The organism is Seongchinamella sediminis (assembly GCF_003457605.1).
GTDB classification, from domain to species: domain Bacteria; phylum Pseudomonadota; class Gammaproteobacteria; order Pseudomonadales; family Halieaceae; genus Halioglobus; species Halioglobus sediminis.
Map to the genome: position 1 here is coordinate 15,300 of NZ_QRAN01000023.1, position 15,292 is coordinate 30,591.

13 protein-coding genes are annotated in these 15,292 nt (G+C 61.7%); 10 read left to right on the forward strand and 3 right to left on the reverse strand.

Going from position 1 to position 15,292, the window contains the following annotated elements:
* Positions 1–6 precede the first annotated feature (6 nt).
* Both DWB85_RS16830 and DWB85_RS16835 read right to left on the reverse strand, forming a co-directional pair.
* The gene (locus DWB85_RS16830) at positions 7–2,157 is read right to left on the reverse strand and encodes a 3-hydroxyacyl-CoA dehydrogenase NAD-binding domain-containing protein (protein WP_117956889.1); all 2,151 of its coding nucleotides are present in this window, start codon (positions 2,155–2,157) and stop codon (positions 7–9) included.
* Between the two features lie 51 nt (positions 2,158–2,208).
* Positions 2,209–3,417: an acetyl-CoA C-acetyltransferase gene (locus DWB85_RS16835; RefSeq protein WP_117956891.1), complete on the reverse strand. Its 1,209-nt coding sequence runs from the start codon at positions 3,415–3,417 to the stop codon at positions 2,209–2,211.
* Positions 3,418–3,569: 152 nt separating this feature from the next.
* On the opposite strand from DWB85_RS16835, the gene DWB85_RS16840 reads away from it, so the two are divergent.
* From DWB85_RS16840 to DWB85_RS16880, 9 genes are all read left to right on the forward strand, one after another.
* Positions 3,570–4,619, forward strand: coding sequence for an AraC family transcriptional regulator (locus DWB85_RS16840; RefSeq protein ID WP_117956893.1), 1,050 nt, complete (start codon positions 3,570–3,572; stop codon positions 4,617–4,619).
* Positions 4,620–4,682: 63 nt separating this feature from the next.
* Positions 4,683–5,453 carry a class II aldolase/adducin family protein gene (locus DWB85_RS16845; protein WP_117956946.1) on the forward strand — a complete coding sequence of 257 codons (771 nt, stop codon included), beginning with the start codon at positions 4,683–4,685 and terminating at the stop codon, positions 5,451–5,453.
* An 18-nt stretch (positions 5,454–5,471) separates the two neighbouring features.
* Positions 5,472–6,398 (forward strand): TauD/TfdA dioxygenase family protein, encoded by a 927-nt coding sequence (locus DWB85_RS16850; protein ID WP_117956895.1) that lies wholly within the window; start codon positions 5,472–5,474, stop codon positions 6,396–6,398.
* A gap of 136 nt (positions 6,399–6,534) precedes the next feature.
* Positions 6,535–7,029: a hypothetical protein gene (locus DWB85_RS16855; protein ID WP_117956897.1), complete on the forward strand. Its 495-nt coding sequence runs from the start codon at positions 6,535–6,537 to the stop codon at positions 7,027–7,029.
* Positions 7,030–7,221: 192 nt separating this feature from the next.
* A complete protein-coding gene (locus DWB85_RS16860; protein WP_239017364.1) occupies positions 7,222–7,641 on the forward strand; it encodes a DUF3192 domain-containing protein in 420 nt (139 codons plus the stop codon).
* An 83-nt stretch (positions 7,642–7,724) separates the two neighbouring features.
* Entirely contained in the window at positions 7,725–9,167 is a 1,443-nt protein-coding gene (locus DWB85_RS16865; RefSeq protein WP_205422779.1) for a dynamin family protein, read from the forward strand.
* Positions 9,168–9,394: 227 nt separating this feature from the next.
* The gene (locus tag DWB85_RS16870; protein WP_117956901.1) at positions 9,395–9,610 is read left to right on the forward strand and encodes a hypothetical protein; all 216 of its coding nucleotides are present in this window, start codon (positions 9,395–9,397) and stop codon (positions 9,608–9,610) included.
* A 63-nt stretch (positions 9,611–9,673) separates the two neighbouring features.
* A complete protein-coding gene (locus DWB85_RS16875) occupies positions 9,674–10,147 on the forward strand; it encodes a DUF1330 domain-containing protein (protein ID WP_239017365.1) in 474 nt (157 codons plus the stop codon).
* A gap of 71 nt (positions 10,148–10,218) precedes the next feature.
* Positions 10,219–11,187, forward strand: coding sequence for a potassium channel beta subunit family protein (locus DWB85_RS16880; RefSeq protein ID WP_117956903.1), 969 nt, complete (start codon positions 10,219–10,221; stop codon positions 11,185–11,187).
* A gap of 23 nt (positions 11,188–11,210) precedes the next feature.
* On the opposite strand, the gene ggt is transcribed toward DWB85_RS16880, so the two are convergent.
* Positions 11,211–12,956: a gamma-glutamyltransferase gene (gene ggt, locus DWB85_RS16885; RefSeq protein WP_117956905.1), complete on the reverse strand. Its 1,746-nt coding sequence runs from the start codon at positions 12,954–12,956 to the stop codon at positions 11,211–11,213.
* A gap of 213 nt (positions 12,957–13,169) precedes the next feature.
* Here ggt and DWB85_RS16890 point away from each other — a divergent pair, with 213 nt between their 5' ends.
* A complete protein-coding gene (locus DWB85_RS16890; RefSeq protein WP_239017366.1) occupies positions 13,170–15,290 on the forward strand; it encodes a carboxy terminal-processing peptidase in 2,121 nt (706 codons plus the stop codon).
* The last annotated feature ends 2 nt before the right edge of the window (positions 15,291–15,292 follow it).

Below are 15,292 nucleotides of genomic sequence, written 5' to 3' on the forward strand. Positions count from 1 at the left end.
GATGGTTTACTTGAACAGCTCGCCAGCCGCCAGTTTGTCGCTGACGATGGCCGGTGCCCTGAAGCGCTCGCCATACTTGTCGGCCAGCTGGTCGCAGCGATCGACAAAGTTTTGCAGGCCATAGGTGTTGACGAACTGGATGTAGCCGCCGGTCCAGGCCGGGGCGCCGATACCGAGGATGGAACCGATATTGCCATCGGCCACGGTCCGTAACACGCCTTCCTGCAGGCACTTGAGGCTTTCGATCACAGTGCTGAACAGCAGGCGGTCCTTGATGTCCTCATCGCTGATCTCCACCTCGGGCTGGTAATACAGGTCCAGCAGCCCGGGCCAGATAGTCTTGCCCTCCCCGCTGTAGTCGTAATACCCACCATCGCCGTGGTGACGGCCGCCGCGATTGTGCTCATGGACCAGGGAGTGGACGAGTTCGCTGCCCAGGGGCCGGGGATCGTCGGTAACGGATACCAGGCCCTGCGCTACCTGGGTCTCACGCACCTGCACGCCCAGTTTCAGGCTGACCTCGTCATTGACGGTCAGGGGCCCCACCGGCATACCGATGGCCTTGCCCATATTGTCGACCCGCACCGGGTGAATACCCTCGGCGACCAGCTGGGCCGCTTCCAGCAACTGGGTACCGAAGGTCCTGGAGGTATAGAAGCCCAGGCTGTCGTTGACCACAATCGGCACCTTGCGAATCTGCTGCACGTAGTCGAAGGCCTTGGCCAGGGTCTCGTCATCGGTCTTTTCACCGCAGATGATTTCCACCAGGGGCATCTTGTCCACCGGCGAGAAGAAGTGAATACCGATGAACGTCTCCGGCTGGCTGCTGGCCTCGGCCAGGCGGGTGATAGGGAGGGTCGAGGTATTGGAGCCCCACACGCCACCTGCGGCCAGGTATTTCTCGTTACTGCCGGTAATCTGGTCCTTCAGCTCCATGTTTTCGAACACCGCCTCGATAATCAGGTCACAACCCTCCAGGTCGGCCTCGTTGTCGGTCGCCTTGATCAGCTCGAGCACGGCGGCTTTCCTGGCCTCGTCGGCGCGGCCCCGGGCGATGGCCTTGTCCATCAGGGCGGCGGTATAGGCCCTGCCTTTCTCCGCCGCTTCCAGGGATACATCCTTGAGCACCACCTCGATACCGGCCATGGCGGATACATTGGCAATCCCCTGCCCCATCATGCCGGCACCGATCACGCCGAGCTTGCTGACGCTGGAGCGGGCAATGCCCTGCGGTCGGCTGGCCCCGCTGTTGACCTGGTTCATCTGGAAGAAAAAGGCATTGATCATGTTTTTGGCGATGTCGCCAGCGGCCAGGTAGGCAAATTTGCGCGACTCGATGCGCAGTGCGGTATCGAAGTCGACGGTCAGGGCCTCGCAGGCGGTTTCCAGGATGCGCTCCGGGGCCGGCAGCAAACCGCGGGTTTTCTGCATCAGCAACTGGGGCGCCATCATCACCTGTTGCGCCACGGCCGGGTGCTTGATGTCACCGCCGGGAATACGAAAGCCCTTCTGGTCCCAGGGCTGCAGAGCGGCCTTTTCATTGTCCCGGTTCTCCAGTATCCAGGCCCTGGCGCGGGGCAGCAGCTCCTCGACGCTGGCCACGGTCTCGTCAATCATGCCCTGCTCCAGGGCCCTGGCGGCGTTGACCTTCTTGCCCTCCAGCAGGTAAGGCATGGCCTGCTGGAAGCCCAGCAGGTTGGTGAGACGCACCACACCGCCGCCGCCGGGCAACAGGCCGAGACTGACCTCGGGCAGGCCGATCTGCACGGCCTTGCTGTCCCAGGCGATACGGTGGTTACAGGCCAGACACAGCTCATAGCCGCCACCGAGGGCCGCGCCATTGATCGCCGCTACTACCGGCACCGGCAGTTTTTCCAGCCGGCGCAGGTCGCCCTTGGTGGCTTCTACCGAGGTAAAGGCCTGGTCGACGTGTTCCGGGGTAATCCGGATCAGGTCATTGAGGTCGCCGCCGGCGAAGAAGGTTTTCTTGGCAGAGGCGAATATCACACCGCTCAGCCCGGATTCGGCCTCCAGGCGCTCGAGCGTGGCGCCCATGGCCTCGCCATACTCGTTGTTCATGGCATTTACCGGCCCGGTCATGTCCATGGTAACGGTCACGATCCCGTCGCTGTCTTTGTCGTACTTGAATACACTCATGATGGTTTCCTGAAATCTGTTTGCTGGAAAATCTGTCGGCGCGCGCGGCCCCTATACTCGCTCAATAATGGTGGAAATGCCCATGCCACCACCGACGCACAGGGACAGCATGGCGCGCTTGAGACCGCGGCGTTCCAGTTCGTCGAGCATGGTGCTGACCAGTACCGCACCGGTGGCGCCCAGCGGGTGCCCCATGGCGATTGCACCGCCGTTGACGTTGGTCACTTCCGGGTCGATATCCAGGTCTTTCATGTAACGCAGGGCAACGGAGGCGAAGGCTTCGTTGATTTCCCACAGGTCGATGTCGGCGCGGGTCATGCCGGCGATTTTCAGGCACTTTTTCGCGGCAGGGCCGGGGCCGATCAGCATGATCGAAGGTTCGGTCGCCAGCACTGCGCCGGCGACGATGCGCCCGCGCTGGGTCAGCCCGAGGTCCTGCCCCGCCTGTTCACTGCCAATCAGTACCGCGCTGGCGCCGTCGACAATGCCGGAGGAATTGCCCGCGTGGTGCACGTGGTTGATGCGCTCCACCTGGGGATACTTGGCCAGCAGCATCTCGTCCATGCCCATGGCGCCCAGTTGCTCAAAGGAGGGACGCAGCGAGGCCAGACCCTCCATGGTGGTATCGGGCTTGATGAAGTCGTCCTTTTCCAGGATGGTCATGCCACTGAGGTCCCTGACCGGCACCACCGACCTGTCGAAGTAGCCCTGGTCACGGGCGTGGGCGGCCCGTTGCTGGGACTGCAGGGCGAAGGCGTCGACATCCTCGCGGCTCCAGCCCTCGAGTGTGGCGATGAGGTCCGCGCCGATTCCCTGGGGAACCGATCGCTGGCCCATGACGAATTCGGGGTCGCCGAGCAGCGCGCCACCGGCGGCGCCCATGGGCACCCGGGACATGCACTCGATACCGCCGGCCACCATCAACTGGTTCCAGCCCGACATCACGTTCTGGGCGGCGGAATTGACCGCCTCGAGCCCGGACGCGCAGAAACGATCCATCTGCACGGCCGCGACGCTTTCGTCCCACCCGGCGTGCTGCACGATAGCCTTGGCCACATCCGCGCCCTGCTCCCCAACCGGCTGGGTGCAGCCCAGCATCACGTCGTCGACGTAGGCGGTGTCGAACTGGTGGCGCTCCTGCAGCTCCCGCAGCAGGCCGGCGCCCAGGGCGATCGGTTTAACCTCGTGCAGTGTTCCATCTTTCCTGCCTCTGCTCCGGGGAGTGCGGATGGCATCGTAGATATAGGCCTGGTTGGTCATGGCTACCTCGCGTTGTTGGGGCCGAATCGGGGCCCGCCGTTATCAGTGGCTGCATTCTGGCCCCTCAGGCAGCGCTGGACAATGACCACGCTATGCAGCGAAAATAAACACTAAATTACAACCGGGTCACAGCCCCGCAGCGGACGGCAGGTATGAGCAGGGAAAGAGCCCGCGGGATCACCGTGGCTGCCTCGATGATCAACCACGCCCTGGCTGGCGCCAGGAAGGCCGGCCTCGACGTGTCCAGGATGCTGCGGGCAGCCGGCATAACCGAAGATATAATGCAGGACAAAAATGCCCGACTCCCGGTAGAGAACGCGGTCACGCTGCTCAACATCTGCATTGGCAGCTTGCGGGACGAGTCGCACGGACTGCTGGAAAGGCCGATCAAGCTGGGACATTTCCGCCTGCTGGCGCTGTCGGTGCTGCCTACCCGTACCCTGGGTCAGGCAATGCGCAGAATGACTGAAATTAACAACCTGTTTGACAATAGCCTGAGCAACTCGCTGACAGTCACTCCCCAGTATGTTGAATTTGCTCTGGGACGCATCCCCGGCCACACCATTCTCGATAATTACGCGATTGACTCGATAATGACCGTCTTCCATCGCTTCTTCGGCTGGCTGGGCAACGACCGGATTATTCTTGACCAGGTGACGCTGGACTTTGCCGCGCCCGACTATCGCGATGAGTACCGCTACCTGTACTACGGCGCCCCGGTGTTGTTCAACCAGGCTTACTGCGGCTTTCGCTTCGACCCGGGCTATCTCGACCAGCCCATCCTGCAGAATGAATCAAGCATCGAGAGTTATATACGCCGGGCCCCGCTGGACCTGTTCCTGCCCATGGATGCCGGTGGCGCGCTAACCCGCAACGTCAGGAGACTGGCCAGGGATGCCTTCGCCCTGCATAAAGGGGCGCCGGAACTGGACAACATCGCCGCCGCCATGCGCTTCAAACCCCACACCCTGCGCCGCCGACTCAAGGCTGAAGGCACCAGTTTTCACAGCATCAAATCCCAGGTCCGCCGGGATATTGCCATTCATCATCTGGGCAATCCCGCTACCACCATCGAACAAATAGCGTTCTATACTGGCTACACCGAACCCAGCGCGTTTATTCGCGCTTTCAAGCAGTGGACCGGCTTTACCCCACTGCAGTTTCGCAAGGGCCTGGAGAGCGAATACCGCGAGCAGCCATGAGGACACCCCGGTCGGTGTGGCGGGCTGCAAAAATTTTACGACCAACAGCAGAGGATGATAATCATGAGAAAATTTGACGGCCTGGATCAGAACATGGTCGAGCGTTTCGCGCCCCGTCCCGGGCGCAGGCCACTGCTACCCGATCTGAGCCACAAGGCCCAGGTCGCGCTGATGTGCCGCATGTTGTTCCGCGAGGGCTGGAATGAGCATATCGCTGGCCATATCACCCTGCGCCTCGATAACGGCGATATTCTCACTAACCCCTGGGAACTGGCCTGGGATGAGCTTACCGCCAGCGATATTGTCACCGTGGATTCGGGCGGCCAGATTATCGACAGCGACTGGAACGTGACCCCGGCGATCGGCCTGCATTTGCAGCTGCATGCACTGCGGCCAGACATCAACGTGGTGATCCATAACCACGCCCACTGGAGCGGCATCTGGGCCAACCTGCAGCGCGTGCCGCCGGTGTACGACCAGACCGGCGCTCACTGCGGTGCCAAGCTGCCTCTGTATAACGAATACCAGGGCACCTTTGAAGATGAAGCCACCTCCCTGTCTGCCGCCGAGGCGCTGGGTGACTCAAAATGGGCATTACTGGCGAATCACGGGTCCCTGGTCGTGGGCAAGGATTTGCGCCAGGCACACCTTCGGGCCATTACCCTGGAGTGGCGAAGCAAGCGCGCCTATGAAGTGGAACTGGCGGGGGGCGCGGTGCCACTCAGCGATGAAGAGGTGGAAAAGGTCAGCATTACCGATGCCAGTGGTTTTCCGTTCTGCTGGGAAGCCATGGCCAGGCGCGAGCTGCGTGCCGACCCCTCTATCATCGATTAACGGTTTGGGACAGGAATTATGAGTTTAGAGATCGCTCCACTGGACAATGTCGGCATCGAAGTCTCCGGTTTTGACCTCAATGCACCCGTCAGCGATGAGCTTCGGGCACAATTAAAAGCGCTCTGGTACGAGCATGCGATCATGCTGTTCCGTGGGCAGGACATCAGCCCTGAAAGCCAGATTGAATTCAGCCGCATATTCGGTCCCCTGGAAATGCATCCCCTGGAAACGACGACTTCCGCTGACTACCCTGAGCTTTTTCAACTGGAAAACGGCGGCGATAGGGATAAGTTCATGACCGCGTTTTATCAGGGTGAGGAAATTGTCGGCCGCCTGGACTGGCACATGGACCTGCACTACACCGCACGCCCCAACCATGGTGCGATATTGCGCGCGGTGGTGGTGGCAGAAGAAGACGGTCTCACCGGTTTTGGTGACCTGGCCAAGGCCTATGACGCCCTCGATGAGGATACCAAGGCACTGCTTGCCAGGCTGGAAGTGGCCTATAGCTTCAGCATGCAGCGTCGCCATATGCGCTATGTCGACCTGGAGGGTTATGAACCCGGCCCCTACAGCCCCGGAAAGCCCGCCGATGTGGGTTTTCCGGACTTCGCCGACGCGGTTTACCCGGCGGTGGTCACCCATCCCGTCAGCGGTCGAAAAGTACTCGAAGTGGTGGAACAGTTTCTGGACCGGGTGATCACCCCGCAGCAGTTCGGCCTGTCCAACGACGAGTCCATCGAGCTCCTGGAACGATTGGTGGCCCATGGCAAGAAACCCGAATTCACCTATTTCCACCAATGGCAGGAAGGCGACATGGTGCTGTGGGACAACTGGCGGGCGATGCACTGCACCACCGGCACCCGGCCAGGTATCAAACGGCTTATCCACCGCACCACGATTGAGGGGGATGTCAGCCTGGGGCGGGTACTGACGGCGGAGTAATCCAGCAAGTTAACACCGCGGGCAATCCCTGCGCCGGATTATTGCCAAACCGCTCACCGGGACCAGTTTGACGCGGCGGTCCAGTCGCGCTACAAAGAGAGAGGCGCCACCGCAAACGGGCGCCGGGTGGTGACAGGTGAACAAGTGCAATCTCCTGGTCGTCCCTGTACTGGCGACCCTCTGCCAGAGCAATGCCCTGGCCTTTCGCAACTGCGAACAGCAGGATGACGCGGCGGCCTATCGCGGCAGCAGCGGCTATTCAGTCAGTGAAATCGAATTCGACCCGCTGACCCGTGTCGCCACGGGCACCGAGACCCACTACAACTACGCCAACGGCGCTTCCGGGCATATTATCGAATGCCACGTGACCTATGAACTGCGGGGGGTGTACGACGCCAGCAGCGCCCTCTTCCTGCTGAGCGCCACCCGCAGCAACCAGAGCCAGAGCTGCGAGCCGGATTTCATCACCTACAATTTCCCGCTCCACCGCAGCTATACGGTGCAGGTCGACGCCCTGGCGGATGGCGAGGCAAGCGTCAGGCACGCGGACAACGGGGACCGCTTTGCCAGCGCCGATTGGCAGCGTCGCCACATGAGCTATAGCACCGAGGAAAGCTGTGAGTTGATGTAAGACCCGCGTATTGTTGTCGGCGCTGTATCCCGACATCATGCCGGATCGCGATAAAAGGCCAGCCATGGGGACACCAGCGCCCTGGTTGAGATTCTCCATACCTGAGCGCAATGCGGCAGATGGTCGCCGAAACGGGATGAGTGACACCGGCTGCGTCTTGCAGCCCCGGCGAATTCGTCCAATGATAGAGGCTTGGTATTCGGCGCTTTGGTGGCCGGAATCATCTTTGATATCGACAAGGAGAATGCTGTGAAAAATTGGTGGGCGCTCGGTCTGGCGGGCCTGTTAACACTGCCGACAAGCGGGTGTGTGTATGTGGACGGCGAACATATTTCGAATGCTGACTGGAAACAGGAACAGCGCACTAATCGTGAACTGATCGCCGGTCTTGAACTGGGGTCTTCGCGCAGCGATGTCATCGCCCGGCTGGGAACGCCGGCTGAATCGGAGGCTTTTGAGCTGGACGGCGAGGAAGTGCGGGTATTGTTTTACCGTACGCACTGGAAAGAAGGCGACGGCGCAACCAGCCGTGACGAGACCACCCCGCTGGTTTTCATGAACAACCGCCTGGTGGGCTGGGGTAGCGCCGTCTACGATGATCTCAGGATCTAGGCGCCCGCCTCCGTATAGCCGTACTTTGGCAGTCGCCGGGGAATAGTTCTATAGTAAGAAAAACTCTTACCCGGGAAATTTCGGTGGCCAGGAATCCGACTCAAGAACGAATCAAGCGCCTGCAGGCGCACCTGAAACAGGAAAACCCGGTCCTTGCCGGCTGTGTGGAAAGTTTCCAGCGGCTGGACAAAATCCATCGCAAGCTCGGCTTGATGGCAGCTGACGAGTCCCTCGCCACCCAGGTCTCCTGGTGGCCAGCTATTTCCATACTGGGCACCTATTCCGCCGGCAAGTCCACGTTCATCAACCAGTATGTGGGACACAACCTCCAGCGCACGGGCAACCAGGCCGTGGACGACAAGTTCACGGTAATCTGCTTTGGTACCGGCGACGAAAGTGCATCGCTGCCCGGGCTGGCACTGGACAGTGACCCGCGCTTTCCCTTTTACCAGATCAGTGATGCTATCGAGAAAGTGGCCGAGGGCGAGGGTCGACGCGTCGATTCCTACCTGCAGCTGAAAACCAGCCAGTCGGAAGCATTACGCGGAAAAATCCTGATTGATTCACCCGGTTTCGACGCCGACCAGCAGCGCACCTCGACCCTGCTGATTACCAATCACATCATCAATCTGTCAGACCTTGTTCTGGTTTTTTTCGATGCCCGTCACCCGGAGCCGGGGGCGATGGCGGATACCCTCAGCCACCTGGTGGAAAATACCATCCAGCGCACGGATGCCACCAAGTTCCTTTACGTGCTGAACCAGATCGACAACACCGCACGCGAGGATAATCCCGAGGAGGTCGTCGCTGCGTGGCAGCGCGCCCTGGCTCAACACGGGCTGACGGCCGGGCGCTTCTACCGCATCTATGCGCGGGACGCAGCAACCGCGATTACCGACGAGGCTGTTCGCGAGCGGCTGGAGCGCAAGCGCGACGAGGATATCGCCGACATCGAGGCACGCATCCAGCAGGTCGAGGTCGAACGTGCCTACCGGGTTGTGGGCGTGCTGGAAAACAGTGCGCGCCACCTGCGCGACGTGCTGGTTCCGCGACTGTCCCAGGCGCGGCGCGACTGGCGCCGGCGTACGCTCTGGTTCAGCGTGCCCGTCTTTACCGCCTTACTGGGGGTGTTTCTCTGGTGGAGCATCGCCGGTGACCACTGGGACGGGTTCTACCTCGATCCTTTCGTCGCCCTCAGTATTCCTGTGCAGATAGCGGTCGTGGCCATCGCCTCCCTGTTAGCCCTCTTGCTGCACGCGAAGATACGTGAGCTGGCAGGAAAGAGCGTCTTGCGGGGACTGCAACGGGACGACTCGCTGGGGCAGTCTGGACCGGCACTGCAGCGGGCGTTCGCGTGGAATGTTCGCGCCTGGTGGAGTTCCCTGGCCTCCGCCACCCCGCGTGGCTGGGGTCCGTGGCGGCGCCGCCGTCTGGATGCCATTCTGGCGCAGGCCGATGATTTCGTGCAGTCTCTCAATGACAATTACGCCAGGCCATCTGGATCGGTCAATAACAGTGGCCGCTAGCCGTCAGGCGAGGGCTGGCCTGTCGAATCGGGGCCAAAGAGCGCTCTCGCCAGCTCGCTGTTAGCGGAGATAAATCTGTCTCCTCCTCCTTACCGTACATATTCAGGCATTAGTGCTCACTTTCTGGCAACTGAATGTGAAGCTGGTCACAGTATTCAGCCTTGGTAGGTGAACTCCCGGCAATATTGCTTTAAAGAGTAAGTCTGGTTACGCGAAAGAGGTTCAGCGTGGCGGCGGATAGCAAACAGTGCAGCGAGTGGCATTTCCAGGCGGAGGACAGTTTCTGCGCCCGCATGCAGGCCCAGTGTGAAGAAATAAGGGCCTACCAGCAGCAGGTTATGCGCAGTGGAGAGCGAACACTCAGCCTGGACCAGGCCGCGGAAGAGTGGATTGCACGCTACGCCGAGAGTTTCTCCGCCCAATGGCACAATCACCAACCCTGAGGGGCCGCCCTGCCCCGCTTGCTCTCTACCGTGCCAGCTGCGCGCCCATTTGACTCCGTCCTTGTGTCGAGCTACAAAGGGGACAGCGATCCAGGCAACGATGCCCGGGCGGGAGAGACCAATACCATGTTCAATGTACTGCAGCCCACCGGTGACCAGGTGCGGGCCTTTCGCGATCGCGCCACCGGCGAACCCATCGCCATGCTCAACCTGCTCAAGTTCAAGGACAAGGCCGAGTACGAAGATGGCCGGCCCTGCGATCTTTCCGGCATGGAGGCCTACCAGCTCTACGCCGCCGCCTTTCGCGACATCATGGAGCCCAGGGGGGTCCGCATTCTCTATACCGGGGAAGTCCGGGGCCTGCTCATCGGCGGCGGCGAGGACCTGTGGGACGAGGTGGCCATCATCCAGTACCCCTCTACCCAGGTGATGCTGGACATGCTCCGCGACGAGACCTACCAGCAGGCCCAGCAACACCGCGCCGCCGGACTGGAGGGCCAGCTGTTGATTGAATGCGGTTCGGGTAATACGTTTTAAGGGGCTGGTTTCACGCTTGTTCTGCACACCGGCAAGGGCAGGTCCGGCGAGCGACAACGAGGAGCAACGCCATGAAATACAGGAACCTGGGCAAATCCGGCCTCAAGGTCTCCGAGCTGTCCTTCGGGTCCTGGGTGACATTCAACAAACAGGTTGATGCCGGCCTGGCGGAGCGAATGTTCGGCACCTGCCTGGATGCCGGGATCAACTTCTTCGACAATGCCGAGGGCTATGAAGCCGGCAATTCCGAGATTGTCATGGGCAAGGCGCTAAAGGCGCTCAATCGTCCCCGGGACAGTTACTGCGTTTCCTCCAAGGTATTTTTCGGTAGTTACAGTTCGCCCCTGCCCACCCAGTGCGGCCTGAGCAGAAAGCATGTGACCGAGGCCTGCCACCAGGCCCTGCAGCGGCTGCAGGTCGATTACCTGGACCTGTACTTCTGCCACCGGCCGGACCCGGAAACGCCAGTGAGCGAGACCGTGTGGGCCATGCACAACCTGGTCACCCAGGGCAAGGTGCTGTACTGGGGCACCTCGGAGTGGTCCGCTGCGGAAATTGCCGAGGCCTATGAATTCGCCCAGGCCAATCACCTGACCCCGCCGTCCATGGAGCAGCCGCAATACAACCTGCTGGACCGCGAGCGGGTCGAGATCGAGTACGCCCAGCTGTACGGCAGGTACGGCCTGGGAACAACAACCTGGTCGCCGCTGGCGTCCGGGGCGCTCACCGGCAAGTACCTGCAGGGTATTCCTGCAGACAGCCGGGCGGCGCTGCCGGGCTATGAGTGGTTGCGCGAGCGTATGGTGGAATCAGAGCGCGGGCAGGACCGCCTGCAGCGGGTGGCAAACCTGCTGCCGGTGGCAGAGGAACTGGGCACCACCCTGCCGCGCCTGGCCATTGCCTGGTGTCTGCTCAACTCCAACGTGTCCACCGTGATCCTGGGGGCGTCAAAAGTCAGCCAGCTGGAGGAGAACCTGAAATCGGTCGAAGTGGTGCCGCTGCTTACCGAACCGGTGCGCAAGCGGCTCCAGGCCATCTGAGGCGGACAAAACAGGCGACCACCCTAAGGGGCCGGCGCCAGGTACTCCACCTTGCCCTCGCGCCGCGGGTCGGCCGCTCCCTGCAGCGTATCGCCGCTGACCAGAATCATGTGCAGACCGGAATTCTCACCCTCGCGCTCCTGCACGTTATAACCACGGGCTTTCAGGGCCCCGGCGATTTGCGGCCCCGGTTCAACGTTGACCTCCACCCTGACCTTCTCGCCACGGGCGGTAATGTTGGGGAAGGCCACTGCAGCCTCGGGCGTCATGCCCCAGTCCAGCACGCCCACCAGCGACTTGAACACGTAGGCGGGAATGTTGTTGCCGCCGGGAGAGCCACTCACCAGCAGCAGTTGCCCCTGCGGGTCGAATACCATGACCGGCGACATCGATGAACGAGGCCGCTTGTGCGGCGCGATCGCGTTGGCCTGGGGCTGCTCCCCGGGGTTGAACTCACGGGCGAAGTCGGTCATCTGGTTGTTGAGCAGGAAACCGCCCACCCAGCGGGAAGAACCGAAGGGCGCCTCTACCGTGGCCGTCATGGAAACCGCATTACCCTCGCTGTCGATGACGGAAAGGTGGGTGGTGCCCGGCACTTCCCCGCTGCGGTCGCGGGACCAGATACCGGCCATGGACTTGCCGGCGGCAAAACCCAGCGGGTCGCCGTGCTCCGGGGTCGCACCGGGGGCAAAACGTTCGCTGGCCCGGTGCTCCAGGTAAGCGGGATCAAGCAGCTGTTCCACCGGCACATCGACATGGTCCGGGTCGCCGACAAAGTGATCGCGGTCGGCGTAGACCAGGCGCTGGGCATCGACAAAAGCGGCGACCCTGTCATCCATGGACCCTGCATTCGCGGCCAGCTCCTGGTAGATGCCCATCATCATGACCTGGCTGATTCCCGACGAAGGGGGCGCGCCGGCACAGACTCGCAGCTGCTGGTATGGGCCACACAGCGAGGGCCTGTCCACCGTCCGGTAGGCGGCCAGGTCCTCCAGGCTGAGGCTGCCGGGGTTGGGCTGGGCCCCTGCCGCGGCAACCATCGCCTGTGCCAGCGGGCCGGTGTAAAAGGCGCTTTTGCCTTCGCTGGCAACCCGGCTCAGCGTATCGGCGTAGGCCGGGTTTTTGCGCAGATCCCCGGCCTTGAGCGGCTCGCCACCGGGATAGAAGTACGCTGCGGCACCCGGATTGTCGTCCAGCCGACTCAGCTCTGCCATGCGCGGCAGGAAGCCCGCCATGCGTGGCGACACCACAAAACCCTCCGTGGCCAGTTTGATAGCCGGTTCGAACAGCTCTGCCCAGGGCAGCTTGCCGTATTTGGCATGGGTGTCGGCGTACAGGGCGATCGCACCGGGCACCCCGATCGCGACACCGCCCTGCCAGGCCTCGAGAAACGGCATCACCTCGGCGCCAGCCATAAACATGTCGGGCGTGGCGCCGGCGGGGGCCATTTCGCGCCCGTCATGCAGCACCAGGTCCTGCTGTTCACGCTGGTACACCAGCATGAAGGCACCGCCGCCGATACCGGAACTCTGCGGCTCCACCAGCCCCAGCACCGCGTGGGCGGCGATAGCGGCATCAACCGCATGCCCGCCGCGGCGCAGCATTGCCATGCCGGCGGCGGTAGCGTGCGGATTGGCAGCCGTCACCATGGCGCCCTTGTCCCAGCCCGGCTGGCGGGCAACGCTGTCTGCTGAGGGGCTCGAACAGGCAGTCACTGATAGCAGGAGCAGCAGGCCAGCTGCCCTGGCGAGACGGGAAGTAAGTAGCATGGAAGTATCCGTTGGCGTTAACAGCGTGCTATTAAAGCACGAACCTCCGGTGTCGAGGAACCGGCGGGGCCTACGGCCAGATCAGCAGGCGGGCAAAAATGAACTTTTCCGGCTATGCTCAATCTCAGGAAAACGCCCCCTGCTGCCTTGAACCGCTGGCTCGCAGGGGTACACTTAGGGATCGCATCCCATCATGTAGTGGTAGATATAGTTTTGAGCATTTTTTCAGCCAAGGCGGCCAGCGGCCGCATCCTGTCCATCGCCCTCCTCTGCTGCGTTGTCCTGCCCGCGGCAGCGAAGATCGAATACACCGACAGCCAGCGCGACACCATTATCGAACTGGTTGACCAGCTGGAGCAGCGGCACTACGCCAAGCTGGAATACGATGACCGCCTGTCCTCACAGCACCTCGACGCCTACATCGACAGCCTTGACGGCAGCAAGATGTTCTTTACCGCCGCTGATATACAGGAATTCCAGCAATATCGGGAGCAGATGGATGACCAGTTGCCGAAGGGCAACCTGGACGCGGGCTATGTCATTTTCAACCGCTTTCACCAGCGCCTGCGCACCCGCCTTGAGGCGGTCAATGAAAACCTCGAACAAACCGTGGCCGCCATGGACTTCACGGTGGATGAGTACTACGAACTGGACACCGATGACCGGCAGTGGGCGCGCGACCAGGCAGAACTGGACGAACGCTGGCGCAAGCACCTGAAGAACCAGGTACTGAGCCTGCGCCTGGCGGACAAGCCCGCAGAGGAAATACCGGAAACCCTCAGCCGCCGCTACCGCAACCAGCTCAAGCGGGTTGACCAGTACAACAGCCAGGATGTGTTCCAGATCTATGCCAACGCGCTCACCGAGCTCTACGATCCCCACACCAATTACTTCTCGCCGCGGCGCTCGGAAAATTTCAACATCAACATGAGCCTGTCGCTGGAAGGCATTGGCGCTGTGCTGCAGGCCGAAGACGAATACACCAAGGTTGCCCGCCTGGTTCCCAAGGGGCCCGCCGACAAGCAGGGTGAGCTGCGGCCCTCCGACCGCATTGTCGGCGTCGGCCAGGGCGACGACGGCCACATCGAGGACGTCGTCGGCTGGCGCCTCGACGAGGTGGTGCAGCTGATCCGCGGCCCCAAGGACTCCACGGTTCGCCTGCAGGTCATTCCGGCCAAGTCCAAGACCACCGACGAGCGCAAGGTGATCACCATCGTGCGCAACAAGGTCAAGCTGGAGGAGCAATCTGCCCAGAAAGAGATTCTCGAAATACCCAACGGCGACGACACGCTGAAAGTGGGGGTGATCGACATTCCCGCCTTTTATATTGACTTCCAAGCGATGCGCCGCGGCGACAAGGATTACAAGAGCACCACCCGCGATGTGAAAAGACTGTTGCAGGAACTGCAGGAAGAAGACATCGACGGCCTGGTGGTCGACCTGCGCAATAACGGCGGCGGCTCCCTGCAGGAGGCCAACGAGTTGACCGGGCTGTTTATCGAGTACGGCCCCACCGTGCAGATACGCCATTCCTCGCGCCGGGTCTGGCGCGACGGCAAGCGGCTGAAAAGCGAGTATTACGACGGCCCGCTGGTGGTGTTGATCAACCGTCTCAGCGCCTCGGCCTCGGAAATTTTTGCTGGCGCTATCCAGGACTACGAGCGCGGCATCATTGTCGGTGACCGCTCCTTCGGCAAGGGCACGGTACAGACCCTGACGCCCCTGACCGAGGGCCAGCTGAAAATCACCGAGAGCAAGTTCTACCGTATCTCCGGCGACAGCACCCAGCACCGCGGCGTGGTGCCGGACCTGGCCTTCCCCTCGCTATTCGACATCGAGGAAATCGGCGAGAGCGCCCTGGATCACGCCCTCAACTGGGACCAGATCAATTCCGTGCGGCATCGCCGTTACGATGACCTGAGCACGGTGCTGCCGCATGTTACCGGCCTGTTCCAGGAACGCAGCCACAACAACCCGGATTTCGTCTACCTGGAAGACCAGATCGCCCTGGCGGCGGAAACCCGCGAACTGGACCGTCTGCCGCTCAACGAGGAACAACGTATCGCCCTGCGCGAGTCCCAGAAACAGAAGGCCCTGGCCATCGAGAACAAGCGCCGGGTTGCCCGGGGTGAGGAGCCACTGGCATCTCTGGACGAGGATGACGAGGACGAAGGCGCCGCGGACGAACTCGCCAGTGCAGACAGCAGCGACGACAGCAACGCCGGGGAAGATGAGGAGCCGGATGTGCTGCTCTCCGAGGCCGGTAACGTGCTGGTGGATGCGCTGGTGCTGAAGCAGCAGCGCTACGCGGCGAATGTGCAGGAAAAGAACTGAGA

Coding starts and splice junctions, on each gene's coding strand:
- DWB85_RS16830 (WP_117956889.1), bottom strand. CDS start 2,157: ATGAGTGTATTCAAGTACGACAAAGACAGCGACGGGATCGTGACCGTT.
- DWB85_RS16880 (WP_117956903.1), top strand. CDS start 10,219: ATGAAATACAGGAACCTGGGCAAATCCGGCCTCAAGGTCTCCGAGCTG.
- DWB85_RS16840 (WP_117956893.1), top strand. CDS start 3,570: ATGAGCAGGGAAAGAGCCCGCGGGATCACCGTGGCTGCCTCGATGATC.
- DWB85_RS16845 (WP_117956946.1), top strand. CDS start 4,683: ATGAGAAAATTTGACGGCCTGGATCAGAACATGGTCGAGCGTTTCGCG.
- DWB85_RS16850 (WP_117956895.1), top strand. CDS start 5,472: ATGAGTTTAGAGATCGCTCCACTGGACAATGTCGGCATCGAAGTCTCC.
- ggt (WP_117956905.1), bottom strand. CDS start 12,956: ATGCTACTTACTTCCCGTCTCGCCAGGGCAGCTGGCCTGCTGCTCCTG.
- DWB85_RS16835 (WP_117956891.1), bottom strand. CDS start 3,417: ATGACCAACCAGGCCTATATCTACGATGCCATCCGCACTCCCCGGAGC.